Below are 26,952 nucleotides of genomic sequence, written 5' to 3'. Positions count from 1 at the left end.
TGCTTATTTCAAGTTGAGAGTGGGGTTAATTTATATATAGTTATAAGAACTTAATTAAGTTTTAGATGTTCTATCAAATGGTGGCAAAATGAAATGTATTGCATACGTCAGCAGAGTGCCTATCAAATATCGCAGTATTCGTATGCCTAGTGGGTTATCAGACATCATTAGCGTCTCTAGTAAGCACAATCTACAGTCACACATCACAGGCATCATATCCTATCGTGAAGGGCAGTATCTTCAGGTGCTGGAAGGTCCTGATATTGAAGTAGATAGACTGATGGCTAAGATATCATCTGATACTAGGCATGAAAATATCTGGGTTTTTCTGAATAAAAGTGTAACTGAACGTAGCTTTCGTAATTGGGGCATCAGCGTGTTCGACTTTGTGGATCAAGGCACTTTTTTTGATGATTTTATTGAAAAAAATAGCGTTGTCTTAAACAGTTTCGATGAGCAGCAAACAAAACGTATTCAGCCATTTTTTGATATACACAAGTCTAATACCGCCTCCCAAAAGGATTATAAAGGTAAAAGTCTCAAATTATTGGCTTGGCCTGACCTAAATCATGTCAGTAATCCTCAAATGATTATGGATTTATGTGTCAAACTGACAAAAAAACCTTATCCGTTTGATACATTGGTCGCTAGTGGTGAGTTTGGATCTTCTCCTCAAGTCACAGAAATAATCAATGGGTTTGATCAATCAGGTATACTGAGCGTGACAGAGACACAGCCGTTAGACGAGCCAAAGGTTAATGAAAAAAAGCCTAATAAGTTTTATGGCGCGATCAAGAAATTCTTAGGAATGAGGTAAAAAATTGAATTATCAGAAGTTAGCTATCATTGGTGAGGTAGGTGCTGGAAAAACTCAAATGGTTAAGACGTTGAGTGAAATTAACCCTTTTGAGACAGAGGCAAAGTCGAGTATCGATATTGGTAAAGAGTACACGACTGTCGGTATCGATTATGGCAGAATTACTTTATCTGATGATATGGCACTAGGTATCTATGGAGTTCCAGGTCAAGAGCGTTTTTCTTTTTTGTGGGAATTTGTCAACCACTCTTTGTGGGGCTTGCTCATCTTAATCAAGCATGGCGAGACGCCTGATTATGCAAATTTAGATAAACTGCTACACTTTTTTGCACCAGCAAAAAAGCAGACGACCTGTATCGTTGGTATTACTCACTGCGAAGATGCCGATAAACAAAGCGTGGCTGTGCTCGGACAAGAGATCAGAGTCATGCTGATGGAACACGATATAGTCGCGCCTGTGATCAATGTAGATCCAAGAAATAAAGAGTCCGCTGTGTCTCTATTATCATTATTTAATACCCTGAACAATCAAGGTTGATGTTAGATATGACTACACAAAACGAAAAATCACCTGCAAAAATAGCACTTTTGGGTCACATGAAAGCGTTGTGTGAGGCCAATAGAGAAATCATATTGGTCAGCTTATGCACCACAGATGGTTTTCCTATTAGCTGCTTCTCGATCAAAGAGTTGAGCAACCAATCCGACAAGTTTGCGGCGATGAGCAGTACGCTATCAGCGCTCAGCGACTCATCAGCTGCCCAGATGAAACAAGGTAAGTGCGATATCACAATCGTTGAAGCCACGTCTGGCAATATGCTGTTTGTCAAAACAGACTATATCGGCAAACCATGTGTATTGACCGTTGTGGCACAAGACAAAATGGCATTAGCAGAAGCAAGATATAAGACTAAGAAGCTGATTGGTGAAATCTCATCTATTACTGAGTAACGTGAAATTATTGATAGTAGATCGCTTCTTAGAGTAGCTGCAACGCTATACTTTGTAAAAGATTAACCTTGCTCAATCAAATCTTATCAAAAATCATCCCAATACGGATGATCACCAAAGCGCTCAGCAATGAAGCCAATCAAATAACGACAACGCTGCGATAAAAACCGATTTTTTGGATAGACGGCATAAGCGTTTAGTATTGGCAATTGATACTGCTGCAAAATCGGTACAAGCTCGCCACGCGCCAGCTTTTTATAAGCGATGAAAGTTGGAATGACGGTAATGCCATGTCCTTTTACTGCCAAATCCGTTAAAAACTCACCATTGGTGGCTTTAATTTTGGCGTTCATCGCGTGATAATGCTTTTTTCCTTGTGCGTCAATCAGCTCTATATTGTTTGTTTGACCAAGACTGTATTGCAAAAACTCATGCCCCTCCAAATCTTCTAATGTATCAGGTGTGCCCATTTTTTTTAAATAGTCGGGGCTGGCGCAGATGACGCAACGAATCCGTGCCAGCGGCTTTGCTTGATAACTAGAATCTCGTAGCTCTCTGATTCGAATAGCCAGCTCATATCCTTCTTCAATCAGATCAACATGCCGATCAGAAAAATCCAATTCAAACTTCAGGTTTGGGTGCTGATTGGCATATTCATCAATCACATCAGTCAGATGCATAAGACCAAATGATAATGGCGCGGTCATCTTTAGCGTACCCCCAATGCGCGTTGGCGTATCATTGGTAGTCTCGTTCAAGGCATCAACCGCGTTTAAAATACTGTTGACCTGCTGATAATACTGCTCACCTGCTTGTGTCAAGTGAGAGTGGCGCGTCGTACGGCTGATCAACTGAGTGCCTAGGCGCGCCTCCAAGTCTTTTAGGCGGCGGCTAACGGCTGACTTTGCAATATTTAATTGTTCGGCGGCTTTAGTGATGCTGCCTGCCTCGACAATGCGTACAAACATCGCCATGTCTTCTAACTGTCCCATTATCGATGCCTCATTATTGTTCTAATAAAAAGAATAGTTATTTGCACTTATGTCTGTTTATCTCTATATAGTCAACAATTATAATAGATACATTGTTCAATCACGTGAATTAATAACAAATATATAGATAATAAACGTGTGGACAGTTAAGGATAAATAATGAAAACGATCTATCATGCAGCAGACTCCCGCGGTAATGCCAATCACGGCTGGCTCAAAAGCCGTCATACCTTTAGTTTTGCCAATTACTATAATCCTGAACGTATGGGCTTCGGGGTGTTACGTGTCATCAATGATGATTTTGTCATTGGTGGTCAAGGGTTTGGCAAGCACTCACACCGTGATATGGAAATTATCAGCATTCCTCTAGCTGGCAAACTTGCGCATGGCGATAGCATCGGTAATGAGGGCATGATTGAGACGGGTGAGATCCAAGTCATGTCAGCGGGCACAGGCATCACTCATAGTGAAATGAATGGCAGTCGTGAAGAAGCTGTGAGATTTTTACAGATCTGGGTCATGCCAAATAAAATGAGTGTTGCTCCTCGCTATCAGCAAGTGCACATGGGGACCATCATGACGCCCAATGAATTCAATCAGGTGCTATCACCAAATGCAGATGATGCAGGGGTTTGGATTCATCAAGATGCTTGGTTCAGTATGGGAGAGTTTGATGAAGGCGTGACGCAGACCTACCAACTAAACAATCCTAATAATGGTGTTTATATTTTTGTGATTGCAGGAACAGTCGTGATAGACGGTAACATTTTGTCTACTCGAGATGGCCTTGGGGTTTGGGATACTAAGCACTTCACTATGGAAGTGAAAAAGGCGGCAAAAGTATTGCTGATGGAAGTGCCGCTTTCTATGTAGATCACGGATGAGCGCCGTAGCATCGTTCGTTCGCTCGACTAACCGCATACAGATCAAGAGGTGCCACATGACGATTAGAACTCTAGAGCCACGATCAACGGAGGTTGGTGGTGTTCCTATCGCACGGTTATTACCCAATAAAGGCAAACAACCGATTGGCGCATGGTGCTTTTTGGATCATGCAGGGCCAGCTGAGTTTGCTCAAGATGATTTAGGTGTCCAAGTTGGGCGCCATCCGCATACCAATCTACAGACGTTTAGCTGGATGATTGATGGTGAGATTTTACACAAAGACAGCTTAGGTAGCGAGCAAGTCATTGCCAAAAACCAAGTCAACCTCATGACAGCTGGTACAGGATTGAATCAAGGTATTAGCCATACAGAGCAAAGCGTTTTTTTGGACAGTGCTGACTCAGATGTTGCTCACTCAAGCGTCGCTACACGTAGTATCAATATGATACAGCTGTGGATTGCTTTACCCACTGACCAGCAGATTGAACGCAGTTTTCATCATTACCCAGAGCTGCCAGCATGGACTGAGGGCAACGTCGAGCTGATTCTGACCACGGGCAGTTACAAATCAGCATCTGGTGAGCACCATCAAGCGCCAACGTTGCAGTACTCAAAGATAGTTGGTATCGATGTACATTTTTTAGAAGATGGAGATATCACGCTAAATTTGGAGGCGAGCTTTGAGTACGGTATCTTGGTCGTCGCCGGAGAGCTGGAGTCTGAAGGTCAAGTATATAAGAAAGACCAGTTATTGCGCTTTGATCATGATGACATGATCGACAAGACCTCTATAAAGCTGGTAGCAAACAAGGGCATACGTTTGATGTTCATTGGTGGGGAGCCTCTAAGCAACCAAGTATTACTGTGGTGGAATTTTGTCGCTGACAACAAAGAGGAGCTCAAGCAATCGGTCATTGATTGGAACAATGGTCATGAGCGTTTTGGTGAAGTGGATTCTAATATGCAGCGTCTGGTGGCACCAGAACTACCCAAAGGCTTCAAAGGCTAATTATCAACACGAAAAATTTATTAATCTATTTTTCAAAGGTAATCATCATCGTTAAGTTTTTTTACAAAAAATACATGGGGTTTCAGGTAAATTGTTCCGATAATAGCCCACATAAATAAACTGTTTTATAACGACTTGTTGATCACAAGATCGACAAGGTCTATCAACCCAGAGCAAATCATTCCTACAACAATATGGAGAAGTACGATGTCAGAACTAAAAGACTTACAACAATTAGCAGAAAAGCGCCGTTCTATCTATGCACTCAGCGATCAGTTGCCAGTATCTAACGATGAAGTCGTAAAAGTAGTTGAGCATGCTGTCTTGCATACACCATCATCATTTAACTCGCAATCAACGCGTGTCGTTGTGTTATTCGGCGATGATCATCACAAACTATGGGATATGACTGAAGATGTACTACGTGCAATCGTCGGTGATGAAGAAGCGTTTAAATCTACCAAAGACAAAATTGCTGGGTTTAGAGCGGGTGCTGGTACGGTATTGTTCTTTGAAGATAAAGCAGTGGTGAGAGGCATGCAAGAAGCGGCGCCTTTATATGCTGATAATTTCCCAATTTGGGCAACTCAGACCAACGCAATGCATCAGTACGTCATCTGGACGGCGCTAGCAAGCATTGATGTCGGTGCGAACTTGCAGCACTATAACCCAGTAATCGACCAGAAAGTCGCGAGCACTTGGAACATCGATGCAGATTGGGAACTAAAAGCGCAAATGGTATTTGGTAAGATTGAGCAGCCAGCAGGCGACAAAGAATTCAAGCCACTTGATGAGCGTATGAAAGTGTTTGGTGCTTAATGTTGTTGTTTGAGAATAGACAACCTATGGCCTTGCTTAGGAGGTTTGCTAAATAAACTACAGAGCACGTAAAAAACGCCACCCAAACATCGGGTGGCGTTTTTTTATGAATAAAAAGTAAAGACAGCAAAGCTACATTGGATATTTGCAGAACTGATGCGACAATTTAATGATTATTTACGTTGCATCAAACTGTTGGCGACCCATGCTGGACCGATTAATAAAAACTGCAAATCTTCAAAAAACGAGGGTTTTTTGCCTTCGATTTTATGACCAATAAACTGACCAATCCAAGCAACAACAAATACTGCCGCCCACGCTTTGAATCCCCATGGCATAGCCGCCATAACCGACAGACAAATCAGAATAAACAGCCCCATTGCCAAAAATAGCGGCGTCGATAAGCGTATATAAAATAATAAGACTAATGCGCTCAGTACGAGAGTAAACCATACAGACAGCGACATTCCCATCCCCAACAAACTCATAAAAATCGTCGGCACACATAGCCAATGGATTTTCTTATTAATCAGGTTTTGGTGACTGACCGCATATTCACTGAGCCACTGCTCAAGCGTGCGTTTGGATATTTTGGGTTGACGAGACATACTAACCTCCTTGTTAGTAAATGAAATAAGACGCTGACATGCGCTATCAATTTAAATATTAACATGCGCAATTAGTACCAGTTGTAGCACTAATTGCGCGTGTCCACCATGTTATCTGTTAGACGGCACAGTCAATTTCGCTCGTATTGCCAATGCGATATTGGTAAGACTTATCTCAATATCTCAAACGCTTTTTTCTACAGATGTTGCTATTAACCTCGTTCGCTGCGATGCCACTCATAGAGACCGACAAAGGCGTTTACCTGATACACCATCGTCTGAATCGCAAAAATATAGTTACCAGACATGAGATTGACGATTAGCCAAACAAAGTTGACGATGATCCATAACCACCAGTTAAAGGAATAACGCAGAATCATGGCAGCTTGCGCGGTAATAGAAAGTACAAAGGCAATGACGTTGATCCAAAAGAAAGAGATGAATCCCAAAAACAGGCTATTATCATCCTCTACGACGGCATAACCGTAGCTCGCCAGTAGATCATTGACGGTTGGGAAAAGGGCAAGACCGATGATGATAAATGCGGCAGTGATCAACCACACCGCTTTGCTCGCTGATTTTGGGATCATGTCGCCATCAGGGTCGGTGTGCTTTGACCAATAAAAAATGCCATAGACATGGGTAAAAAAGTTAAATAGGGGCGCGAGCATCAGACCCACGGCGCCAGATGTGGCCTGTACAATGACTTCTCCTGCGGTTGCGCCCATACCAAAGCCATTACCCATGACGTTTTTTCGAAAAGATAGTGACACCACACAAATCAGACCAATAAACGAGACAGCCAAGTAAAACCAATCAAGCGTGGTATGGTCGGTTGTGAGCCAAAAACCTGCGGACAGAGCAATGACCCCGCAAATAAACCAAACGATGATCCATTGCATCGACCATTTTCCGGTGATGTTATCCAGTAGCTGAATACGCATAAATTTTTCCTCTAAAATTGATACTGATTTCAATATAGTGCTAACGACAACATAATGTTAACTGCAACGCGCTAGCTGAATAAATGATGATAAATAGGGCACTCTTTGATGCCTCTTATAATGTTTTGCCATAGATATGCTGATCGATAAATTGCAGTGCTTGCTGATAACGAGCATCGTAATCGGGCTGGTCAATCATATGCGGCGCGATATCGTGACGAGCAAAAATATCTAGCAAGCGCTGCTCGAACCGTCCACGTGCTTCAGGCGTACCTAAAGAGCGCATGCCGTCATCAACCCATGGCGTATTGTTATCGAGCATGATGGTGTGGTCTAAGCGAAACTCATCAACGCAAGCAGCGACAAAAGGATGCGTGCGACCTTCGTACTCTTCACAAAACGCTTGTGTGGTCACAAAATCCGTATCAACGATCGTAACCGGAGCCGTTGCATTGGCTTTAGCATCGCGTATCGCTTGCGCATGATCCAGACAAATAGGGCCGTAATCGCTGTACTGTAGCCCAACTTCGCTACCGCCCAAATCTGTGCCCACATACAGACGGCCCATCTCTAGCGCAAAGCTGGCACCATAGTAATTAGCCAGCTTATGCACCAGTGTTGTTTTGCCAGAGCTTTCGCCGCCGACGATCGCAACGGTTTTTGTATAGTTAGCGCGTGCCTCTGGATGGATTGCTGACCAATGGGCAACTGGGTCGCGAGCAATGGCGTACGAGTCGAACTCAGGCTGTAGCACTGTCGTGACCACTTGTAGGATAAGTTGCTCTTGTACATCACTCTGCGTCAGTGGGTGGTTCTCCGCCATAAACAATGCTGTCTCTGCAGGGAGTGCTAATGCCTTTATCAAGCGCTGCAATTTGGCATTACTAGTCGCCACATCGATCCTGACATTTTCGCTACTATCATAAAGATGCTCATGAAGCGGTAACTCGATCTCATCAGTAGTATGAATATGAATAAATGGCAAATCCGCACAGGCCATCTGTAGCCAACGCGCTTTGTCTTGTAAGGTGATCGTAAAATCTGGATGCGGTGATGGATGCGTCATAATGACGATATGCAGGGTCTTTGCTTGTCCTGCTGCTTCTAATATGCTGCGCATTTGCCCCAAATGTAAGGGCTCAAAGTGTCCAATCATCAATCCGTTGTCGTACATAGCCATCCTTATTCTGTTTTGGGCTTATATTTGTTTCAGATTTAAGGATAAATTCTCTAAAACCTGAGTTACTTATGAGCATGGTATAAAGGTTTTGGAGGATTTACAGGTAGGTTATTGTAAATCTGACTTATATTTGACTCTTACGCAGATTATTATGTTTTTCATCAGCCGTTTTTGTGTGAATCTAAAAATAAAAAGCGAGTGATGATTTTTTGACAATTGAAGGTTTGAGCATTCATTACCACTATCAAGTCGCTATCAAAACACCACTTATCTCTTTGATTCATTTAAAAAATAATGAACTGTATAAATAGCTAAAGCAAGGTTTTAGCAACAAAGTAAATTCTGAAACATTTTGAAATAACTATTTAAAATCAGGGGCTTGCGTGGTGGTATGACAGGTTAGGGCAAGCTTACGTATCATAAACTCACAAAGTACGTCTATACCTTCAACAGATAAATTTTCAAGAATTGATATACTTATTTATAAGTTGGCAAGGCAAGGTAGCCTTGAGACTAAAAAAGCAAGAAAAAAATAAAAAATACATTATAAAAATAGATAACAGAGAGGTATTTAGTTTGGCTAAGTTAGCAAAATTACATCGCTCACAAAATAATCGCATGATAGCGGGTGTAATGGGTGGTATCGCAGAATACGTTGGCTGGTCGCCTACATGGGTCAGATTGCTATTTGTAATTGTCTCGTCGCTAAGCGCTGCTGTACCGGGTATTTTGATCTATATCATATTATGGATAGTCATGCCAAAAGCCAATAGTGACTCCTACCAGTAACCAGGCTTGATATTTAGGCATTAATACCCGTTAAAAGAAATAAATCTGTACCACAAGCAGTTGTCTAACAAGCAGTCTCCAAAAATAAAAAGCCTGAATCATCAGGATGCCCAAGATACAATTTTCCTCCTGCCCGAATGCTCACGCATTTGGGTATTTTTTTGTTTTCAAGATCAGTCGCCGGTCAGGCATTTTTTATGATGGTTCGGTCGTAAATCAGGGGTATAGCCGCGTGTTTTTATCGACAACGCAAATTTAGTTAACGTAAATATGGATAAAATAGTCAATTTTTAGTAAGGTGAGCAGGCAAATAGCGTCGTTGCCAAATAGGTGATGAGTGCTATCAGAGATTTATTTAATCATACCCATTTCACAGTGACTTACTATGAAAACCCAAACTATGACATCCGAAGCGACAACCCCGATGACACAAGACCAAACTCCTCAACCGATGACTTTTCAGGACTTAATCCTAACCCTACAGAATTATTGGGCTGACAAAGGCTGCGTGGTATTGCAGCCTTACGATATGGAAGTCGGCGCGGGCACGTTTCATACTGCCACGTTTTTGCGCTCGTTAGGTCCTGAGCGTTGGAATGCAGCGTATGTACAGCCGTCGCGTCGCCCAACTGATGGTCGCTACGGTGACAATCCAAACCGTTTACAACACTACTATCAGTTCCAAGTCGTACTAAAGCCGAACCCACCTAACATTCAAGAGCTATATCTGGACTCGCTACGCGCTATTGGTATCGATCCACTGGTGCATGATGTACGTTTTGTGGAAGACAACTGGGAATCACCAACGCTTGGCGCGTGGGGACTTGGCTGGGAGATTTGGCTCAACGGTATGGAAGTGACGCAGTTTACCTATTTCCAGCAAGTCGGCGGTATCGAATGCTTCCCAGTAACAGGCGAGATTACTTACGGTCTTGAGCGCTTGGCAATGTATGTGCAAGGCGTTGATAGCGTCTATGACTTGGTCTGGGCAGATGGTGAATTTGGCCGCGTCACCTATGGCGATGTGTTCCATCAAAACGAAGTCGAGCAGTCGACCTACAACTTTGAGCACGCTGATGTGCCAATGATGGGTGAGATGTTTGATTTTTATGAGCAACAGGCAGATAAATTGGTCGAAGCGGGATTGCCGTTGCCTGCTTATGAGATGGTGTTAAAAGCCTCTCATGCGTTTAACTTGCTTGATGCACGTGGTGCGATTTCGGTCACAGAGCGTCAGCGCTTTATCCTGCGTGTACGTACACTGGCGCGTAAGGTTGCGTTTGGTTATGTCGAAGCTCGTGCCAAACTTGGCTTCCCATTGGCAGATGAAGCGCACCGCGCCGAAGCTCTTGAGAAGTATTTGCCAAAAGAAGACGCGGCAACAGAAGGCTCATCAACAGACAGCTTAGCCAAAGAAACCACTGACAACAATCAACCGACGAACAAGCAATAGGAGCATCCCATGAGTACTATTCTATTTGAACTGGGGTGTGAAGAGCTGCCTCCAAAAAGCCTAAAACCATTGCGTGATGCGCTGCAAACTAGTGTCACTGAGCAATTATCTGCAGCTGAGATCACCTTTGATAGCGTCAAAGCCTTTGCCGCACCGCGCCGTTTGGCGATTCAAATTGAAGGCATTAGCGATAAGCAGCCTGACCGCACTGAGCAAAAACGCGGACCAGCCATCAAAGCGGCATTTGATAGCGATGGCAATCCAACCCGCGCGGCGATGGGCTTTGCCAAAGGCTTAGGTATCGAAGCGAGCGAGCTTACGACCATTAATACTGATAAAGGTGACTATGTCGGCTTCGAGCAAACGATCAGTGGTCAAGCGACTACCGAGCTATTGCCAGCTATTTTTCAAACGGCGTTAGATAGCCTACCGATTGCCAAACGTATGCGCTCAGGCGCAAGTCGCAACGAGTTTGTCCGTCCCGTCCAGTGGGTAGTATTGATGCAGGATGACACTGTTATTGATGCCACTATCCAAGGGCATCAGACAGGCTTGCAAACTCGTGGGCACCGTTTCCACAGCCCTGACTACCATGATATTGCTCATGCCAATGACTATGAGCAACTGTTAGATGGTCTAAAAGTCGTGGCAGATTTTGATAAGCGCCAAATGCTGATCAAAAACCAAGTCAAAGCATTGGCAGATGAAGTTAATTCTGATGCTATCGTACCGCAGGATTTGTTGGACGAAGTTACCGCATTGGTCGATTTCCCCATTGCGCTACGAGCAAGCTTTGAGGCGCGCTTTTTACAAGTGCCACAAGAAGCGCTTATCTCGACCATGCAAGCGGATCAAAAGTATTTTTGCTTGACGGATAAAACGGGCAAATTGCAGCCGTACTTTATCTTTATCACCAATATTGAGTCTAAAGACCCCAATCAGATTATCGAAGGTAACGAGAAAGTGGTGCGTCCGCGTTTGGCTGATGCCGAGTTTTTCTTCTTACAAGATCAAAAGCAGCCGTTATTTGCACTCACAGAGAGCCTAAAAACTCGTGTATTCCAAGACAAATTGGGTACGATTTGGGAGAAGTCTGAGCGTATTGCTAAGCTTGCCGCGTTTATTGCTACCCTAATGCAGCAGCAAGGCCACGATATCAACGTCGATGACACCGTACGTGCGGGTATTTTATCCAAAGCAGATTTGGCCAGCTCGCTTGTCGGTGAGTATCCTGAATTGCAAGGTATCGCGGGTACGTATTATGCACGTTTGAATGAGGAACCTGAAGCGGTTGCGGCAAGCTTAGAAGAGCAATACCTGCCCAAGTTCAGTGGTGATGTATTACCGCAAACACCAGTTGGTATTTGCTTAGCGTTAGCTGATCGCCTAGATACGCTCGTTGGTATTTTTGCGATTGACCAAGCACCAACGGGGTCAAAGGATCCGTTTAGCCTACGTCGTTCTGCCATTGGTATTTTGCGTATTTTGATCGAAAAGCAGTTGCCGATTAATCTGGTAGCGCTCGTTGAGCAAGCGATTAAAGGCTATAGCGATGCTGAAGGTAGCAAGATTGCCAAAATGGGTGATACTTTTACCCAAGTCATGGCGTTCTTAAACTCGCGCTATCGTGCGATGTATACCGAGCAGGGCGTTAGCGTTGATACGATTCAGGCCGTACAAGCGATTAACCCGCATATGCCGCTTGATTTTGATCAGCGTATTCGCGCCGTACAAGCATTTAGCGAGCTGTCACAAGCGTCAATGCTCGCGGATTCAAACAAACGCGTTGCCAATATATTGGCCAAGTCAGAAGTCGATGTTGCTGATACGGTCGATGAAGCGCTACTATCTGAGACTGCTGAGCAAAATTTATATGCAAATGTGCAGCAAGCACAGACAGTGGTACAGCCATTGCTTGAGCAAGCGGACTATACGCAAGTATTGCAAACGCTGGCGAGCTTAGATGAGCCGTTGACGCAGTTCTTTGATAACGTGATGGTCAATAGTGACGATGAGGCCTTGAAAAACAACCGCTTGGCATTGCTCAAGCAGGTACGCGCCTTGTTCTTGACTGTGGCTGATATCAGCGAGCTACAGCTATAACTGCTAGCCTTTAATCTTAGGTTTTGATACAAAAACTGGCTCACTGTGGCCAGTTTTTTGTTGCTATAGCACTTGGGTATTCGTCAGTGCCATGAATGACAACCCAGCATCATTGACAATTAACCGTAAAGGCATTGTGCCATTACCATTATTGACGGTAAAATTTAGGCATTCGAGCGTCTTGGATCATGGTAAGTGTCATCACTCTTGTTATTCATTACGTTTATTTGTCGTTGAAGGAGCGCTGCCGTGTTTGCCGTTGTTATTGTCATTCTTATTATCTGGGCTTCCATGTGGGCTTTTTACAAGTTTATGTACCCACGTCCACCCAAAAGCATGATGCCAAAAGAGGGTGATGTCACCACACCGCGTCAGTGCAATTTTTGCGGTAACAGTTTGGCGGAGTATCGCGGTGTCCTTGAAACTAAGCCTAGCTTAGCGACAACCAGTGGTGGTAATACTGAATCAGCCCAAGAATTATTCTTTTGCAATTATGAGCATCAGGCAGACTTTCATGCAGGCAGGACTTACAAACCTTATGCGTAAGCAGATAGATAAAAACGATTGACCATAAAAAAGCGCTTAGTATGGATGAACTAAGCGCTAATAGGCTGAACGGCTCTCTATCAGACTGTCTATCCTTTCGAATAACCTGTTTGCTTATAAAACACTGCTCACTTAAAGAATAGAGTGAGCGTCTTTCATAATTTTATTTAGCAATGCCTGTGATTGCTTATCTTTTTGCAAGCGGTCTTCATCACTTCTTTGGTTGGCATGGATTTTTTCGTATAAATTCAAGCAGCACAGCACCAGTATGCTTTCTTGACTGAGGCTTGGTGCATCTCGCTTTAGATCAAGCGCATAGTTATTGATATAAGAGACCGCCGATAGTAGCTCTTCTTGCTCATGTACTGGGCAAAAAATTGGATAAGTCACGCCAGCAATCGCGATATCGACTTTTTTGATCTGGGGCTCAGCCGCTTTGCCATTGGCTTGAGACGATGTGCTGGATGTGCTCGCCCCCGATTGAGTGGATTTTTGTACGGCTACGTCTTTATTCGGTGCTTGAGTATTTTGTGATGGGTTATTTTTTGGCTGTTTTTCTATAGCGTTGCTTTGGTTGTCGGTCATGATACATCCTACAATGTCTGGTCAATGAAATGAGTGATATCAGGTTTTACAAATAGCATTGGGCGGTTTAATAAGTAGCATATTTTACTATCTATTACAGAGACGCGTTAGCTTTCTGCTTGATCGATGCGGGTTAAGCGTTGCAAGACGACTTGCGTACGCTCTGCTGCCAACTGATTCTTTTTTTGCAGCTCATTGTTTTGTTGTTTGATATCGCTGTATTGCTGCTTTAATTCATTATTGTGCTTTTGCAGATCGCTATTTTGTTGTTGTAATTGGCTGATTTGTTTTTGTAGTTTGTCTTGTTCTTCACCAATCATATGGTGCGCTTCAGCAAGGCTTTGATAGCGCTTGTCGAGGTCATTTAATTGTTTTTTTGCGCCATCACGCTCGCTGTGGCTGGCATCAAGCTTGTTTTTTAGAGCAGAGACTTCTTTTGCATCGCTAACAGGGTGTTGTTTTAGGCTGCTAAGTTCAGCACTGACAAGCTGATACTGTTTTTTGATGTCGAGTACCATTTTTTCTAATATTCTAAGTTGATCATACATAGTCAGTTTTTATCCTTAACAAGTAAGCGTGAATGAATTTTGTTCGCTGCATTTAATAATGCCATAGGTGACCGCATAATATCTATATCAACAAAGTAATTACAAGTACGAGGCTTTGTCTTTTTACTTTTATCTATCGATGATTTGTCCCAGACATTTTGTCGTGACTATTTTTATTTTTTGAACAGTAATCAACTACTAGGACCTCTATTATGAATGATAATATCTCTGGCTGGAATACTTGGCTGACTGCGTTTGAGGATTGGACGGACGTGTCTATCAGTGAGGTGCACGGCCTGATGACAGGCCTGATGACGGCGTGTAACGCACCTGATGAGGCCACATGGGCGAAGGTGTTCGAAGAGCTGAGCTTTGCGCCACTACCAGAGGCGGCATTGACTTTGCTGACAGAAGAAGCAGAAGACACGGTGTTTCAGTTAAAAGATAAAGATGATGCATATGCTTATATGCCGCTCATACCTGATGATGAACATGATTTATACGAGCGCGTGATGGCATTGAAACAGTGGTCAAACGGTTTTATGACGGGTTTTGGTATTACTGATTGTAATTTGAGTAGCGAAGAGAATGAGATGCTCTCAGATTTGGCTAAAATTGGTGGCATTCGGTTAGAAGAAGAAGAGGATTTTGAGGGGGGAGAGGAGTCTTATCTTTATATCTACGAGTTTGCTCGTATGGTGCCTGTGAGTTTTGCGACGCGCAAACGCAAGCCTGTAAAAGACATTGCCCTGATTGCTGGACTATCTATCAATGCTAAAACCACTAAAGAGCTACAAGCAGAAGGCAAGTTGCCAAAACCGATGCCACCCGTGCTTGACGTGATGAATCAGAATAATCCATCATAAGACAAATCTGATACCTCATAGTTTTTAAGAAATGGCTTTTAAGAAATGACTTTTAAGACATAATTCTTAAAAATCATAATAGGGATATTTTATGATCCAAGATATTAATGACAATGCTAGCAATGACCAACAGTTAAACCCTGCTACGCACCCGAGTAATAGCCTTGATTGGCTGACACGGCTTATCGCCTTCGATACGGTCAGTCGACACTCCAATCTAGCATTAATTCATGATGTGAGAGCGTATTGTGAGCAGCTTGGTCTGACGGTAGATTTGACCTTTAACGAGGCAAAGACCAAGGCCAACTTGTTTGTGACCGTACCCGCTGGCGAAAACGCTGACCAAATTAATAACGGTTTGGTGCTCTCAGGTCATACTGATGTCGTGCCTGTCGATGGTCAAGACTGGACATCAGAGCCGTTCACCGCGACGATACGTGGTGACAAGCTATACGGACGCGGTGCGTGCGATATGAAGGGTTTTATTGCGTGTGCGTTAACGATGTTGCCACAAGCTGTACAGCTATCTAATAGCGGTCAGCTGCGTCGCCCATTGCACCTCGCGCTGTCGTTCGATGAAGAGGTGGGCTGTTTGGGTGCGCCATTGATTTTGGCGGATTTAAAAGCGCGCGGTATCACCCCTGATTATTGCATCGTCGGTGAGCCAACCAATATGGCGATGGTGGTTGCACACAAAGGCATCGCGGTGTATCGTTGCCGTGTCCATGGCAAATCAGCGCATTCTTCATTGATTGGACAAGGGGTCAATGCGATCAGCTATGCAAGCAGATTGGTGGGCTATGTCGACACGCTTGCTGAAGAACTGAGTGCTCGTGATGACAATGATGCATTGTTTACCGTGCCTTATTCGACATTGTCAGTAGGGACTATACACGGCGGTACAGCCACCAATATCGTGCCCAATCTGTGTGAGTTCACTTTTGACTATCGCAACCTGCCGCACATGACCCAAGACGATATACTAGCGCCCATTCAAGCAAAAGTTGCTGAGTTAAATGCGCAAATGCAAGCGCGTGCGCCTGAGACGGGTATCGAGCTGATGCAGGAAGAGAGTGTTCCTGCCATGACGGATAATAACAGCGCTGAGCTACAATCATTAATAGCAGCTCTGACAGGGGATGATGAGCGTCATAAAGTCGCTTACGCAACGGAAGGTGGTCAGTTTACCAATGCAGGCATCCCAACGATCATCTGTGGCCCTGGTAGTATTGAGCAGGCACACAAAGCGGATGAATATGTTGAAATGATCGAAATCGAACGTTGTGACGGCTTTTTGCAAAAACTATTAGACAGTTGTACTGCCAAGTAGCTTATAGAGGTGTCGATACGCTATAAAAGTGGCAAACATATGTATATAATGTGAGAAGTATCAATAATACCGCCTGAATGGCGGTATTTCTTTTTTTGGCGATGTGGCTGTTCGTATAAGAAGCATTTATATATAACAAAGTAGGGGTTAGCTGATGTCTTGGCATCTGTTTGCAGTATTTTTCGCAAGTACGTTTTTGATTTCCGCAACACCAGGTCCCAACATGTTGTTGGCATTCCAGTATGGCATGAACTATGGCGTCAAGCGCACATTATGGACGCTGGCAGGTTTGAGCCTTGGGCTATTTATCTTGCTGCTATCGACTTTACTTGGGCTGAATGTGATCAGTCGCCAGTCGCCATGGCTGCTCACAATTATCAAAGCCGTGGGCGCGGCATACTTGGTATATTTGGGCATCAGCTCATGGCGTGATGCGGGTGATGGTAGCTTGATGAGCGATGCCAAGGAGTTAAGTGCTGAGGTTGAGGCCGACTATGGGGCTTTTGAAGGTCAAGCTGGTACACCGCAGCCGCGCTCGCTGTCGAGTGCTGCGGTCAAGACAAGTCCCAGCAATCTCACTTTATTCCGTACAGGGGTCTGGGTATCTTTATCTAATCCAAAAGCGATATTATTTTTCGCAGCGTTCTTTCCTAAGTTTATTAATTTTAGTGCACCACTATGGCCGCAATATATCTTATTGACCATTGGGCTATTCATGAGCGAAACGATTTGGCAGATTGTCTATACGCTAGGCGGAAAAAAGCTGGCAAGTTGGCTCGATGTTGGTAATCGTTTAGCATGGCTTAATCGTGGTTGCGGCATTATCTTTATTATAATTGCAGCGGCTTTGTTTGCTGAAGTAATTAATAGTTTTATGCTATAAAAAGTCATTAGTTATTATCTAAAATAATTACTCTATTAAATTAGTAGTATCGGATATTGCGTTTTTTTGTTATTTAAAAATTAATAGTTGACAATATTTTTTAAATCTTTATTATTATCTCACTGATTTATATTAAAGCCCAAATGAAACTGATATAGCATCACAAACACACTCGATTAAATACTATTTTCCTTGCTTGCTGTGACTTCGTCTCCAGAGGCTGCGAAAAATAGCCTTTAATCTCGTTGTGTCATTTTTAAATTGACTTGTCTATATAGTCTTGCTATAAATTTCTAATAAATCTGCTACTGTCGCCCTGACATTAGCCACAACCTATGGAGGAATCATCGTGTCCTATATAACTGTTAAGACGTTTTTAAAGATTGGATGTATGAAAAGCATGACAACAATGAAGACTTCGAAAAGGTTTGGCTAAATTTATATATAGCTATTGAGTGATATTCTATCTATTCATATCAATGAATAGCCTCCTATATGTACTCGCTCCATCTTTCCTCTAAATCTACTTTGTTAAAATAGCGATGCGATAGTGCTAAGTAGTTTTGTGCTTGCTGTTATCTGTTTATCCAACATTCTGCTGTATCTTTATTACCAAAAAATCATTCACGCTAGCACTTAGCGATTGTCTACCTGCGCGCATAATATTTACGCCCTTATTTTTGGTATGAAAGATTCTTCTTTAAAACGTCCATAATAAAGCAGCCATGAATTTTTATTGATTTTTAATTAATAAAAATACGGATTTTTATTGCCTATAATTTCTTAGATAATAATTTTTTTTCTTATTAAACCATTATGTTTAATTGAGAAATATAAGTAATGTCTAAAAAATATAAATAGGCGAATTGAAAAAATGCATGGCTTTAAGAATAAAAAAACGGAAAAATAAATAATGAGCATTCAATTAGTATTAAATAAAAATAGTAAACATGGCGTGCCTGTCAAGATTTACACCTCTGATATCGAGCAAGGCGCGATGCAGCAGCTACGCAACTTGGCTCAGCTAGAGTTTGTACATTCGCACATTGCGGTGATGCCTGATGTGCATGTGGGCAAAGGCGCGACCGTTGGCAGCGTGATTCCGACCAAGTCTGCCATTATTCCTGCGGCGGTCGGCGTAGATATCGGCTGCGGTATGAACGCTGTGCGCTTATCACTCACGGCAAGTGATCTGCCTGATAGCTTAAAAGCGCTGCGCTTGGTGGTCGAGCAGCAAGTGCCGGTGGGTTTTAATATGCACAAGCAAATCCAAGCAAAAAGCTCCACGCTTGATCCATTAGGCAAACGCCTAAAACCGATTACCGATAAGCATCTGGGCTTACTCAAAATGCTTAAAGGTTTTGAGCGTACGTGGGCCAAACAGCTGGGTACACTTGGCGGTGGCAATCATTTCATCGAGCTGTGCTTGGATGAAAACCAAGATGTCTGGATGATGCTGCATTCTGGTAGTCGCGGTATTGGCAACTGTATCGGGCGCTACTTTATCAATCTGGCCAAAAAAGAGCGTCAATCACGCTTTGGTCATGTACCAGATCGTGATTTGTCGTATTTTGCCCAAGGGTCTGACAGCTTTGCCGATTATGTTGAGGCGGTCGGCTGGGCGCAGGATTACGCGCTAGAGAATCGCCGCGAGATGATGCGTTTGGTGATTAAAGCGCTGCAATCACCGCAAGCAGGATTGCCACGATTTGCCCTGACCAAAGAAGCCATCAATTGCCATCACAACTATGTCAATGAAGAGGTGCATTTTGGCGAGCAGGTTTACGTGACGCGTAAAGGCGCGATCAGTGCTTATGCCGGTGAGCTTGGCATTATTCCCGGCTCTATGGGCGCAAAATCCTTTATCGTCCGTGGTCTTGGCGCGGCAGAGTCGTTTTGCTCCTGTTCACATGGGGCGGGGCGACAGATGAGCCGTGGTAAAGCGATACGCGCGTTCACCATTGATGAGCTAAAAGCGCAAACCGATGGCGTCGAATGTCGTAAAGACAAAGGCGTTATCGATGAAATCCCTGGCGCCTATAAAGACATTGATGAAGTGATGGCCAATCAAAAAGACTTGGTTGAAGTGGTGCATACGCTGAAGCAAGTCATGTGTATTAAAGGCTAATACCAAACCTGCAAATCCTCTTAGCGTCGTCAAACTTGCTTAATATACTGGATATACAATTTGCGCTCGTTTTCCTCGCTAATATGATTTTCGGCGTTGGTATCTAAAAAGGATTAAAGAATAGGTAACTATATGAGCTTAAAACAAACGTTAAAAAAGGCCAAACAAATTGAACGACAGTTAGAAAATCAGACTGAAGCAGGTGCACAGCACTCGCTAGGCGCAATGAAACCGCGTAATTATCTAGCGCTTGATCCGCTGTTAAGAAAGGGCGGTCTTCATGAAAAGGAGGATATCGATATCGTCCGCAAGAAACGTCGCCGTGAGACCAAGCAGCAGCTACGGAAGACAGATTGGTTATCAGAATAGTGATGGTTAACATTCACCCGCAAAAAAGCCGTTCTCTATTATAGTGAACGGCTTTTTTATTTTTTACTCAAACTTATAATTTAACCATTGTTACCTTAACCACTATGCTAATACTTCGATTAGCTCGCCTTTTACCATGTGCGGACTGACAAAATCGGTGACACGTACGCTGACAATTTTACCAAGCAGCTCATCACTGCGCTCAGGATCGTAAGGGAACATCACCGTACGCGTATTATCCGCTGTACCGATTAGGCAGTCAGGGTGACGATTGGCGACTTGTTCAACCAATACGCGAGTCGTTGTACCGACCATCTCATGCGTTTTAGCCAGTGTTGAATCGATAATAACTTTTTGAAACTCAGCCAAACGCGCTTTTTTGGTGGTGAAGCTGACATCATCTGGTAACTCAGCAGCTGGCGTGCCCGGACGCTTAGAGTAGATAAAGCTGTACGAGTGATCGAAGTTCAATTCTTTTGCCAAGTTTAAGGTATCTTGGAAATCCTCGTCGGTCTCGCCGGGGAAGCCAATGATAAAGTCGCTCGACAAGTGAATATCTGGACGAATGGCTTTTAATTTATTAATCTGATCGATATACACATCGATGGTATGGTTGCGTTTCATCGCCGCCAAAATCGCGTTTGAGCCACTTTGTACAGGTAGATGCAGATGCGATACCAGCTCTGGCAATTGTGCATAAGCATCAATGATGTCATCAGTAAATTCTAGCGGATGGCTGGTCGTATAGCGAATACGCTCGACACCATCGACGTGCGAGACATAATGCAGCAGCTCAGCGAAACGGCAAATACTGCCATCGTCTTTTTCGCCGCGGTAGCCATTGACGTTTTGACCAAGTAGATTGATTTCGCGGATACCTTGCGCGGCAAGGCTATCAATCTCAGCCAACACATCATCGAGTGGACGTGATAATTCTTCGCCACGCGTATAAGGCACGACGCAAAATGAGCAATATTTTGAACAGCCTTCCATGATTGAGACAAAGGCTTTATATCCTTCGACTCTTGGCTCAGGCAAAAAGTCAAACTTCTCAATACTGGGGAAGGACACATCAATCGTGCCAATACGGTTTTTGGGTGACACGTGGCGCTGATCGTTGGATTGATCATACAGCTCAGGCAGACGGTGCAGGGTTTGCGGGCCAAACACCATATCCACATAAGGCGCGCGTTTTTGGATATTGTCGCCTTCTTGTGAGGCCACGCAGCCGCCAACGCCAATCACGAGATCAGGACGTTTTTCTTTGAGTTTGCGCCAGCGCCCAAGCTCTGAAAACACCTTTTCTTGCGCTTTTTCGCGGATAGAGCAGGTATTCATCAACAGCACATCGGCTTCATCAATGTTGTGCGTCACTTGCATGCCGTGCGAGTCACCCAAGACATCGAGCATTTTGTCCGAGTCATAGACGTTCATCTGACAGCCTTGGGTGGTGATAAAGACTTTTTTAGTCGATGATTTTTCGACTGGTGCTTGGGCTGAACTTTGCTCCTTGAGTGCAGTGACAGCACGTGCGGTGACAGTCGTCTCAGTAACAGCATCATCATCGATGCGGGGATTGAATACAGTAACACTCATAAGGGGAAGTCCATGATTGACCAAAAATATAACGGAGTAGCCGATTAACAGGTGGCGTATTTTATCACACCCCTGTACTAATGTGAAAAATTAGCACCGACAATAAACCCTCAGTATGAAAAATAATTCATAGCAGTATCAATTATTTACTACGACTGATGCTCACCATTCATAAAACCAGCACTCTTTATCATTGCTATGTTACACCGTACTCTCCTATTTATTAACAAAAGGTAAAGGAGATAGTTGAAAGCACAATGAGTATAGTATGATGATTGCGATACCTTTGGCGGTACTTAGCGAACCGTTATTCAAATATTTGTAGAGATATTATAAAGAGAGTCAGTATGACAAAGTTGCGTGTTGCTCATAGCATCAAGGATGAAGAATTTACCAGTCAAAAGCAGACGTCGAAACGACTCACAGTAGGCTCGTTTTGGATGAGCGCATTGAGTGTGGCAACCGCTATAAGCGCGCTTGGTGTGTCACAAGTGGCTTGTGCAGAGCTGACGTGGGGTGATGAGGAGAGCTATCAACAAGAGGGTAACTATCAGCAAAATTATCAGCAAGACCGTAGTATTGACTCATTTATGGCAGCGGCTATCGCAGCGGATCGTGGGGATGTGGGGGCGCTCTATAATTATGAGCAAATCATGAGCGGCGGTCTATTTGCCATGTATCCAACCTATTGGCGGATGAATTTAGATCTCAATTCACAAAGTTCAGCGGCCGTATCACAGTTTGTGCGTCAGTATCCAGATACGGTCATGGCCGAGAAGTTGGTGGCTGATTTTGCGGAGACTAAAGCGGGTTCAAATGACTACGCCTCGGTTAGACAAGTGGCAAATCTGATTACCAATGCTGATGCCAGTGAGCGCTGCGCTATTGCCCTTGGGTTCAATAATGGCGGTGATACCATGCGCGCCATGGCAGCCAAATCTGATGTTTGGCTCACCACCAAAAAGCAGCCAGCCCTTTGTGAGCAGCTAGCGATGGAGATGAATAACAACGCGCTGATTAGCAATCAGGATCGCGCTGCTCGACTCAAGCGGATGCTGCGTGTCGGTAAGACAGGCGACATCATGGCATTGTCATCGCGCTTAGGGACACCGATTGCCTATTCGGCGCTTAGTGAAATTCAGCTCAATCTCTCGTCGTTTTTTAGCCGCTTTGGCCGCGAGCCCGCCAGTCAAACCAATCAATACCTATACCTATATGCTATTGGCCGTGTCGCAGATAAATCCTATCGAGAAGCGGCACTGCAATTAGATTTTGATATCAAGCAAGACAATCAGCGCGCTGTAAAACTATTAAATGACGAAACGCGTCGTTACGCTTACCGTATTATTGGGGTCAAGCGTATGAATCATAATACCGATGACGGCTTTAATGCTGAGGCTGTTGATTGGTTCCGCAATAGCTTGGATGACGATTTTAACTTTGAAGAAGCGGAAGACTACGCCATGGCGGCGATTCGTTTTGGGCGCTGGGATGATGTGGTTGAAGCTATTTCAAAAATGGATGGTGAAATTCAAAAGGATGGTCAGTGGCAATACTGGCTGGCACGCGCCTATGAGCAATCGAGTAATAGTAGCAAACGCAATACTGCTAAAAAGATGTATCAAAACCTAGCGAAAAATAATGACTACTATGGCTTGATGGCAAAAGACAGGATCGGTCAGCGCTTTGATGCCAGCCGCTTAGGTGGTAGCAATTTGCCTAATGTCAGTACCGCTGACCGCGCGCGCGTGATGCAAGACGCTAACTTTGCTCGTGCATTTGCCTTATATAATTCTGATGCCAATCGCGCCTATGCCAACCGCGAGTGGAACTGGGCGGTGAAGCAGGCTCGTGATAATCGTGATGACAATCTCATTATCGCGGCGGCGCGTCAAGCGTATGATATGGGCTGGCTCGATCGAGCGATTTATGCAGTTGATAATACTGATAGGGTGGATAGTCTCGCACTTTCGCATCCGATGCCGCATCAAAGCGCAGTCGTACGTTATAGTGAGTCAGCAGGTATTGATCCAGCATGGGCGTACGGTATTATGCGTCAAGAAAGCCGTTTTGTATCCTCTGCGCGCTCAAATGTGGGCGCGAGCGGACTGATGCAAGTTATGCCTGATACCGCAAAATATATCGCTCGTAATCTAGGCGAGACGTATAGTGCGAGCCGTGCTAACAGCGGTGATACCAATATTCGTTATGGTACGTGGTATATGGGTGATATCTTGGGCAAACTCAATTATCAGCCAGTATTGGCAACCGCAGGCTATAACGCTGGTCCTAATAATGCCAAACGTTGGCAGCCAGTTTATGGCTCACTGGCCGCAGATCAATATGTAGAGTCGATTGCATTTCCTGAGACACGTAACTATGTCAAACACGTAATGGAAAACGCTACTATCTATAGCAGTCTGCTGGGTCGTAGCCAGCCAATCAGTCAACGTATGGGTACAATACCTGCTGCTTTTTAATCAGTGAATTCGTATTTGATAGACCACTAGCTTTTATAGTTAATGGTCTATTTTTATGGGCTAAATGGCAGCAAGTCTTAGTACTTTATACAATAAATACTGAACTTAATTTTGCAATTGTTGACGAGCACGACAACGTTTACGTTTTTGCTATAGATTAAAAAAGACATTTTGTTACCATTGCTTTAATTGACGTTTATGTTCTTCAGTCTTGTTCTTAGATCGCTATGTGTTTAATGCTGTTAGCACAATGATTTAAGTGATAGTCCATGTTTTATCATTGCTAATTGCTCCCAGCCCTATGATCAAAAAATACTTCAAACTGCCTGTATTATCGAAAACTCGGCAACCGTTACTGATTCAGGTGCCCCGGTCATCTAATACGAAAGCAGAAACAAGCTCAAAATTTAAGACATCCAGTTTCTTGGTGCAGTTCTGTGGAAGTTTGATAAGTAGGCATCATATGGGTAAAGTTAATAAAACGACGAGTTTTGGTGCTTTGTTAATCATACAAGGTCTTATGCTTACGCCAGCATATGCGGCGAGCACGGTCAAAGCTGGCCAGCGCGTATTGATGGTCGAGATGACCCCCGCGTTATGTAGCATGCAGCCGACAAGAGCCCGCATGCGTCAATGTCTAGAAGGCTATTCGTTAACAGTTTCAGGCTTAGACATGGGCTACGGCGAACGCTGTGGTCGTGGTAGCGAGCCACGTTTGACGCCACTACAACTAAAGGTTGTCAATCGCATCATGCCTGATACGACAGTACGTAGCCAAACGTGGCAGCGCTATGGTGCTTGTAGCCCACTGAGTGCCAGTCGCTACTTCCGACAAATCACTAACTACGCTGGTGAACTAAAGCTTCCTAACGAGCTGAATACGGGCAACAGTTATACAGTCTCTAAATCTCGATTTATTAGTCAAATGACGCGCCTAAATAGTGGTATGTCATCAAATAGTGTCGATCTCATTTGCCAAGAAGGCAGTCGTCGTCAATCGATACTGACGGATATCCATGTGTGTTATGAGGGTAGCAGTTTTGGCACTTGTCACAATGTTGTAGATAACTGCGGCAGCCAATTCATCATTTCAGGTGGTAGATAGCTTTTATTTAACTATTTTTTAGATAGTCTACCGTTCTTTTTCTACATCCTTTTCGGTACTGTTTTTAATAAAATCTGAGTAAACTTGTCCGTATTACATTGTCATTTTTATGCTCTTATTTACTCGTCTCATAGCGATAAAACATACTATGGACCGTATCTAAAAATTATACAGCCCTTTATTTATAGGCTCTGAGATTATAGATATTCTCTTCGTATAAAATGTAACAATATAGTCCCTGATGGGTCTATGACTGTATCTAGACGGTCGCTGTGATGAAGTGCTACACTAGCTCTCGGTTTATGTATGCTGCAATGCGGCAGACAAGTCGATATCTATAATGATAATCATCAATTAAAACTATGCATTATCCAATCATCAATTAGGGAGTATTCAATGTCAATGAAACAGCCTTTACGTGTTGCCGTCACTGGTGCCGCTGGTAATATCAGCTACGCGATGCTATTTCGTATTGCATCTGGCGAGATGCTAGGTAAAGATCAGCCAGTTATTTTGCAATTGCTTGAAATCACACCAGCGCTTGACGCCCTAAAAGGTGTGGTCATGGAACTAGAAGACTGCGCATTCCCATTATTGGCAGGTATCGTTCAAACTGATGATGCAAATGTGGCATTCAAAGATGCTGACTACGCGTTACTCGTCGGTGCCCGTCCACGTGGCCCAGGTATGGAGCGTAAGGACTTACTAGAAGCCAACGCTGCGATTTTCTCAGCACAAGGCAAAGCATTGAACGAAGTGGCTAGCCGTGATGTAAAAGTATTGGTCGTCGGCAACCCTGCCAACACCAACGCGCTAATCGCTCAGCGCAATGCGCCAGATCTTGATCCACGTAACTTCACCGCCATGACTCGCCTAGATCATAACCGTGCGATGGCACAGCTAGCCGAAAAAACTGACAGCACTGTCAATGACATCAAAAACATGACCATCTGGGGCAACCACTCATCGACCCAGTATCCAGACCTAACGGCTGCGACTGTCAATGGCAAACCAGCGCTAGAGTTGGTTGATCGTGATTGGTACGAAAACACGTATATCCCAGAAGTACAGCAGCGCGGCGCGGCCATCATTAAAGCTCGCGGCGCCTCATCTGCAGCTTCTGCTGCCAACGCTGCTATCGCCCATATGCGCACGTGGGCACTCGGTACTGACGAGAACGATTGGGTCTCTATGGGTGTTTACTCAAATGGGGAATATGGTATCGCTGAAGGCCTTATCTACTCATTCCCATGCACATGCAAAAACGGCGACTGGTCTATCGTAGACGGCGTTGATGTGTCATCAGAATTCTCAAAAGAGAAAATGGCCGCCACTGAGCAAGAGCTGAGCGAAGAGCGTGATGCAGTAGCACACCTACTACCATAAGCTAAGCAGTTATATAGCTGTCTTAACTTAAGTAATGAGTGAAAAAGAAAAGCCCTCTTAATATAGGGGGGCTTTTTTATGTCTATAAGTTTTTTTATCCAAAAGATATGATGAAATAAAAAGTAATCTATCGCATCTTTTGAAATGGCAATATCTGTTTGCTGCCTATACAATTGATAACGTTAGATAAACGTTGATTAACAGCTATTAGCACAAAACTTGCTACAATAAATGGGTTAATTTGAATAATAAGCATAATTACCACTACACCATTTAAGGAGAAAAGTATGTTGGGTGAGCCAGAATATAATATGAATGAGCTATTTGCTCAGTTAGGTCTAGATAGCTCTGATGAAGCGATTGATAAGTTTATCGCAGACAACCAGTTATCAAGTGAAGAGAAATTGATAGAAGCTGATTTCTGGACCGATAGCCAGCGTATGTTCTTGCAAGAAGAATGGCAAAAAGATGCAGCATGGGTAGAGACGATTGATGAGTTAAATGTACGAATGCATCCTGATGCCTAAAAGCTGATATAAAAAACCTAATATAGTGAACCGACCCCCATAAGTTGGACACA

General features: G+C 43.8%; 26 protein-coding genes. 19 read left to right on the top strand and 7 right to left on the bottom strand.

From position 1 onward, the window contains the following. Nucleotides 1-88 precede the first annotated feature (88 nt). Genes AS194_RS08335 through AS194_RS08325 form a run of 3 tightly spaced genes read left to right on the top strand, consistent with a single transcriptional unit; the run spans nucleotide 89 to nucleotide 1,768 of the window. A complete protein-coding gene (locus AS194_RS08335) occupies nucleotides 89-817 on the top strand; it encodes a BLUF domain-containing protein (protein ID WP_058025049.1) in 729 nt (242 codons plus the stop codon). Nucleotides 818-821: 4 nt separating this feature from the next. Then, nucleotides 822-1,355, top strand: coding sequence for a GTP-binding protein (locus AS194_RS08330; protein ID WP_058025048.1), 534 nt, complete (start codon nucleotides 822-824; stop codon nucleotides 1,353-1,355). Between the two features lie 8 nt (nucleotides 1,356-1,363). Further along, nucleotides 1,364-1,768 (top strand): roadblock/LC7 domain-containing protein, encoded by a 405-nt coding sequence (locus AS194_RS08325; protein ID WP_143506577.1) that lies wholly within the window; start codon nucleotides 1,364-1,366, stop codon nucleotides 1,766-1,768. Nucleotides 1,769-1,854: 86 nt separating this feature from the next. On the opposite strand, the gene AS194_RS08320 is transcribed toward AS194_RS08325, so the two are convergent. After that, a complete protein-coding gene (locus tag AS194_RS08320; RefSeq protein WP_058025046.1) occupies nucleotides 1,855-2,760 on the bottom strand; it encodes a LysR family transcriptional regulator in 906 nt (301 codons plus the stop codon). A gap of 159 nt (nucleotides 2,761-2,919) precedes the next feature. Here AS194_RS08320 and AS194_RS08315 point away from each other — a divergent pair, with 159 nt between their 5' ends. From AS194_RS08315 to AS194_RS08305, 3 genes are all read left to right on the top strand, one after another. Beyond that, nucleotides 2,920-3,633: a pirin family protein gene (locus tag AS194_RS08315; protein WP_058025045.1), complete on the top strand. Its 714-nt coding sequence runs from the start codon at nucleotides 2,920-2,922 to the stop codon at nucleotides 3,631-3,633. A 67-nt stretch (nucleotides 3,634-3,700) separates the two neighbouring features. Beyond that, complete coding sequence (locus AS194_RS08310) at nucleotides 3,701-4,654, top strand: pirin family protein (RefSeq protein ID WP_058025044.1); 954 nt, start codon at nucleotides 3,701-3,703, stop codon at nucleotides 4,652-4,654. A gap of 207 nt (nucleotides 4,655-4,861) precedes the next feature. Then, the gene (locus tag AS194_RS08305; RefSeq protein ID WP_058025043.1) at nucleotides 4,862-5,473 is read left to right on the top strand and encodes a nitroreductase family protein; all 612 of its coding nucleotides are present in this window, start codon (nucleotides 4,862-4,864) and stop codon (nucleotides 5,471-5,473) included. Nucleotides 5,474-5,646: 173 nt separating this feature from the next. Here AS194_RS08305 and AS194_RS08300 read toward each other — a convergent pair whose 3' ends face one another. The 3 genes from AS194_RS08300 to nadR form a co-directional block, all read right to left on the bottom strand. Further along, nucleotides 5,647-6,081, bottom strand: coding sequence for a DUF962 domain-containing protein (locus tag AS194_RS08300; RefSeq protein ID WP_058025042.1), 435 nt, complete (start codon nucleotides 6,079-6,081; stop codon nucleotides 5,647-5,649). A gap of 212 nt (nucleotides 6,082-6,293) precedes the next feature. After that, entirely contained in the window at nucleotides 6,294-7,025 is a 732-nt protein-coding gene (gene pnuC, locus AS194_RS08295) for a nicotinamide riboside transporter PnuC (protein WP_058025041.1), read from the bottom strand. 115 nt (nucleotides 7,026-7,140) lie between these two features. Beyond that, a complete protein-coding gene (gene nadR / locus AS194_RS08290) occupies nucleotides 7,141-8,199 on the bottom strand; it encodes a multifunctional transcriptional regulator/nicotinamide-nucleotide adenylyltransferase/ribosylnicotinamide kinase NadR (protein WP_058025040.1) in 1,059 nt (352 codons plus the stop codon). Nucleotides 8,200-8,781: 582 nt separating this feature from the next. Here nadR and AS194_RS08285 point away from each other — a divergent pair. The 4 genes from AS194_RS08285 (at nucleotide 8,782) to AS194_RS08270 (ending at nucleotide 13,096) form a co-directional block, all read left to right on the top strand. Then, the gene (locus AS194_RS08285; protein ID WP_058025053.1) at nucleotides 8,782-8,994 is read left to right on the top strand and encodes a PspC domain-containing protein; all 213 of its coding nucleotides are present in this window, start codon (nucleotides 8,782-8,784) and stop codon (nucleotides 8,992-8,994) included. A gap of 451 nt (nucleotides 8,995-9,445) precedes the next feature. Then, nucleotides 9,446-10,447: a glycine--tRNA ligase subunit alpha gene (glyQ, locus tag AS194_RS08280; RefSeq protein WP_223333560.1), complete on the top strand. Its 1,002-nt coding sequence runs from the start codon at nucleotides 9,446-9,448 to the stop codon at nucleotides 10,445-10,447. 9 nt (nucleotides 10,448-10,456) lie between these two features. Continuing rightward, on the top strand, nucleotides 10,457-12,550 hold the full coding sequence (gene glyS / locus AS194_RS08275; protein ID WP_058025039.1) for a glycine--tRNA ligase subunit beta: 2,094 nt from the start codon (nucleotides 10,457-10,459) through the stop codon (nucleotides 12,548-12,550). Between the two features lie 249 nt (nucleotides 12,551-12,799). After that, on the top strand, nucleotides 12,800-13,096 hold the full coding sequence (locus tag AS194_RS08270; protein WP_227511615.1) for a hypothetical protein: 297 nt from the start codon (nucleotides 12,800-12,802) through the stop codon (nucleotides 13,094-13,096). Nucleotides 13,097-13,228: 132 nt separating this feature from the next. Here the strand turns inward: AS194_RS08270 and AS194_RS08265 are convergent, their stop codons facing one another. Together AS194_RS08265 and AS194_RS08260 are read right to left on the bottom strand one after the other, a co-directional pair. After that, a complete protein-coding gene (locus AS194_RS08265) occupies nucleotides 13,229-13,681 on the bottom strand; it encodes a cell division protein ZapA (RefSeq protein ID WP_058025038.1) in 453 nt (150 codons plus the stop codon). Nucleotides 13,682-13,788: 107 nt separating this feature from the next. Beyond that, complete coding sequence (locus AS194_RS08260) at nucleotides 13,789-14,229, bottom strand: hypothetical protein (protein ID WP_058025037.1); 441 nt, start codon at nucleotides 14,227-14,229, stop codon at nucleotides 13,789-13,791. A 212-nt stretch (nucleotides 14,230-14,441) separates the two neighbouring features. On the opposite strand from AS194_RS08260, the gene AS194_RS08255 reads away from it, so the two are divergent. The 5 genes from AS194_RS08255 (at nucleotide 14,442) to AS194_RS13775 (ending at nucleotide 19,805) form a co-directional block, all read left to right on the top strand. Further along, nucleotides 14,442-15,095: a UPF0149 family protein gene (locus AS194_RS08255; protein ID WP_058025036.1), complete on the top strand. Its 654-nt coding sequence runs from the start codon at nucleotides 14,442-14,444 to the stop codon at nucleotides 15,093-15,095. A 91-nt stretch (nucleotides 15,096-15,186) separates the two neighbouring features. Further along, on the top strand, nucleotides 15,187-16,425 hold the full coding sequence (argE, locus tag AS194_RS08250) for an acetylornithine deacetylase (protein ID WP_058025035.1): 1,239 nt from the start codon (nucleotides 15,187-15,189) through the stop codon (nucleotides 16,423-16,425). Between the two features lie 154 nt (nucleotides 16,426-16,579). Continuing rightward, nucleotides 16,580-17,308 carry a LysE family translocator gene (locus tag AS194_RS08245; protein ID WP_058025034.1) on the top strand — a complete coding sequence of 243 codons (729 nt, stop codon included), beginning with the start codon at nucleotides 16,580-16,582 and terminating at the stop codon, nucleotides 17,306-17,308. Between the two features lie 913 nt (nucleotides 17,309-18,221). Beyond that, complete coding sequence (locus tag AS194_RS08240) at nucleotides 18,222-19,436, top strand: RtcB family protein (protein WP_058025033.1); 1,215 nt, start codon at nucleotides 18,222-18,224, stop codon at nucleotides 19,434-19,436. A gap of 132 nt (nucleotides 19,437-19,568) precedes the next feature. Next, nucleotides 19,569-19,805, top strand: coding sequence for a hypothetical protein (locus AS194_RS13775; protein ID WP_058025032.1), 237 nt, complete (start codon nucleotides 19,569-19,571; stop codon nucleotides 19,803-19,805). A 102-nt stretch (nucleotides 19,806-19,907) separates the two neighbouring features. Here AS194_RS13775 and miaB read toward each other — a convergent pair whose 3' ends face one another. After that, entirely contained in the window at nucleotides 19,908-21,401 is a 1,494-nt protein-coding gene (gene miaB / locus AS194_RS08230; RefSeq protein WP_058025031.1) for a tRNA (N6-isopentenyl adenosine(37)-C2)-methylthiotransferase MiaB, read from the bottom strand. A gap of 347 nt (nucleotides 21,402-21,748) precedes the next feature. On the opposite strand from miaB, the gene AS194_RS08225 reads away from it, so the two are divergent. The 4 genes from AS194_RS08225 to AS194_RS08210 all read left to right on the top strand — a co-directional run bounded on the left by AS194_RS08225 (nucleotide 21,749) and on the right by AS194_RS08210 (nucleotide 26,899). Then, nucleotides 21,749-23,881: a lytic transglycosylase domain-containing protein gene (locus tag AS194_RS08225; protein WP_058025030.1), complete on the top strand. Its 2,133-nt coding sequence runs from the start codon at nucleotides 21,749-21,751 to the stop codon at nucleotides 23,879-23,881. A 463-nt stretch (nucleotides 23,882-24,344) separates the two neighbouring features. After that, entirely contained in the window at nucleotides 24,345-24,986 is a 642-nt protein-coding gene (locus AS194_RS08220) for a hypothetical protein (RefSeq protein WP_058025029.1), read from the top strand. 396 nt (nucleotides 24,987-25,382) lie between these two features. Continuing rightward, nucleotides 25,383-26,372: a malate dehydrogenase gene (locus tag AS194_RS08215; protein WP_178379285.1), complete on the top strand. Its 990-nt coding sequence runs from the start codon at nucleotides 25,383-25,385 to the stop codon at nucleotides 26,370-26,372. A 287-nt stretch (nucleotides 26,373-26,659) separates the two neighbouring features. Next, nucleotides 26,660-26,899 carry a DUF2789 domain-containing protein gene (locus AS194_RS08210; RefSeq protein ID WP_058025028.1) on the top strand — a complete coding sequence of 80 codons (240 nt, stop codon included), beginning with the start codon at nucleotides 26,660-26,662 and terminating at the stop codon, nucleotides 26,897-26,899. Nucleotides 26,900-26,952: the final 53 nt, after the last annotated feature.

Source organism: Psychrobacter piscatorii (assembly GCF_001444505.1).
Lineage (GTDB): Bacteria > Pseudomonadota > Gammaproteobacteria > Pseudomonadales > Moraxellaceae > Psychrobacter > Psychrobacter piscatorii_B.
Note: the sequence above shows the minus strand (reverse complement) of the source record. Positions and strands in the feature narration are given on the sequence as shown.

What these genes read in the sequence shown, in the direction of transcription:
- miaB (WP_058025031.1), bottom strand. Translation starts at nt 21,401, where the DNA reads ATGAGTGTTACTGTATTCAATCCCCGCATCGATGATGATGCTGTTACT.
- AS194_RS08220 (WP_058025029.1), top strand. Translation starts at nt 24,345, where the DNA reads ATGGGTAAAGTTAATAAAACGACGAGTTTTGGTGCTTTGTTAATCATA.
- AS194_RS08210 (WP_058025028.1), top strand. Translation starts at nt 26,660, where the DNA reads ATGTTGGGTGAGCCAGAATATAATATGAATGAGCTATTTGCTCAGTTA.
- glyQ (WP_223333560.1), top strand. Translation starts at nt 9,446, where the DNA reads ATGACTTTTCAGGACTTAATCCTAACCCTACAGAATTATTGGGCTGAC.
- AS194_RS08300 (WP_058025042.1), bottom strand. Translation starts at nt 6,081, where the DNA reads ATGTCTCGTCAACCCAAAATATCCAAACGCACGCTTGAGCAGTGGCTC.
- AS194_RS08255 (WP_058025036.1), top strand. Translation starts at nt 14,442, where the DNA reads ATGAATGATAATATCTCTGGCTGGAATACTTGGCTGACTGCGTTTGAG.
- AS194_RS08225 (WP_058025030.1), top strand. Translation starts at nt 21,749, where the DNA reads ATGACAAAGTTGCGTGTTGCTCATAGCATCAAGGATGAAGAATTTACC.
- AS194_RS08215 (WP_178379285.1), top strand. Translation starts at nt 25,383, where the DNA reads ATGTCAATGAAACAGCCTTTACGTGTTGCCGTCACTGGTGCCGCTGGT.
- AS194_RS08265 (WP_058025038.1), bottom strand. Translation starts at nt 13,681, where the DNA reads ATGACCGACAACCAAAGCAACGCTATAGAAAAACAGCCAAAAAATAAC.
- AS194_RS08320 (WP_058025046.1), bottom strand. Translation starts at nt 2,760, where the DNA reads ATGGGACAGTTAGAAGACATGGCGATGTTTGTACGCATTGTCGAGGCA.
- AS194_RS08325 (WP_143506577.1), top strand. Translation starts at nt 1,364, where the DNA reads ATGACTACACAAAACGAAAAATCACCTGCAAAAATAGCACTTTTGGGT.
- AS194_RS08245 (WP_058025034.1), top strand. Translation starts at nt 16,580, where the DNA reads ATGTCTTGGCATCTGTTTGCAGTATTTTTCGCAAGTACGTTTTTGATT.
- glyS (WP_058025039.1), top strand. Translation starts at nt 10,457, where the DNA reads ATGAGTACTATTCTATTTGAACTGGGGTGTGAAGAGCTGCCTCCAAAA.
- AS194_RS13775 (WP_058025032.1), top strand. Translation starts at nt 19,569, where the DNA reads ATGAGCTTAAAACAAACGTTAAAAAAGGCCAAACAAATTGAACGACAG.
- nadR (WP_058025040.1), bottom strand. Translation starts at nt 8,199, where the DNA reads ATGTACGACAACGGATTGATGATTGGACACTTTGAGCCCTTACATTTG.
- argE (WP_058025035.1), top strand. Translation starts at nt 15,187, where the DNA reads ATGATCCAAGATATTAATGACAATGCTAGCAATGACCAACAGTTAAAC.
- AS194_RS08240 (WP_058025033.1), top strand. Translation starts at nt 18,222, where the DNA reads ATGAGCATTCAATTAGTATTAAATAAAAATAGTAAACATGGCGTGCCT.
- pnuC (WP_058025041.1), bottom strand. Translation starts at nt 7,025, where the DNA reads ATGCGTATTCAGCTACTGGATAACATCACCGGAAAATGGTCGATGCAA.
- AS194_RS08260 (WP_058025037.1), bottom strand. Translation starts at nt 14,229, where the DNA reads ATGTATGATCAACTTAGAATATTAGAAAAAATGGTACTCGACATCAAA.
- AS194_RS08335 (WP_058025049.1), top strand. Translation starts at nt 89, where the DNA reads ATGAAATGTATTGCATACGTCAGCAGAGTGCCTATCAAATATCGCAGT.
- AS194_RS08315 (WP_058025045.1), top strand. Translation starts at nt 2,920, where the DNA reads ATGAAAACGATCTATCATGCAGCAGACTCCCGCGGTAATGCCAATCAC.
- AS194_RS08305 (WP_058025043.1), top strand. Translation starts at nt 4,862, where the DNA reads ATGTCAGAACTAAAAGACTTACAACAATTAGCAGAAAAGCGCCGTTCT.
- AS194_RS08310 (WP_058025044.1), top strand. Translation starts at nt 3,701, where the DNA reads ATGACGATTAGAACTCTAGAGCCACGATCAACGGAGGTTGGTGGTGTT.